The organism is Brucella grignonensis (assembly GCF_002252505.1).
GTDB classification, from domain to species: domain Bacteria; phylum Pseudomonadota; class Alphaproteobacteria; order Rhizobiales; family Rhizobiaceae; genus Brucella; species Brucella grignonensis.
Map to the genome: position 1 here is coordinate 1 of NZ_NNRL01000064.1, position 404 is coordinate 404.

Consider the following 404-nt stretch of genomic DNA (forward strand, 5'->3'; position numbering starts at 1 on the left):
ATGCAGAACCGTGGGTCCTTCTTCTCACTGGATGAAAATCATCCCAATCGCCTCGAACCCGGTAAGCGCACGTTCCACACACTCGTTCCGGCGATGATGCTGAAGGACGGCAAGCCGGTACTGGCTTATGGATCGATGGGTGGTGAAGGACAACCGCAAACGCAGGCTGCAATCGTCACGCGACTCGTCGATTTTGATTATGACGTCCAACAGGCGATCGAGGCGCCGCGCTGGCTGATAGGCCGCACGTGGGGCGCGGAGTCGCACGATCTCTGGCTTGAGTCACGCATTCCGGACGAGACAGTTCGCGAGCTGCGCCTGCGGGGCCAGCCGGTGAAAATGGTCTCCCAGTGGGATGCGACGCTAGGCCATGCGCAGGTGATCAGGATCGACCACGTGAACCG

1 protein-coding gene is annotated in these 404 nt (G+C 60.1%); it reads left to right on the forward strand.

Features of this window, described 5'->3' with window-relative positions:
* Positions 1–404 (forward strand): gamma-glutamyltransferase (locus CEV33_RS00835; RefSeq protein ID WP_208620125.1); only part of this gene is annotated, 404 nt, incomplete at both ends.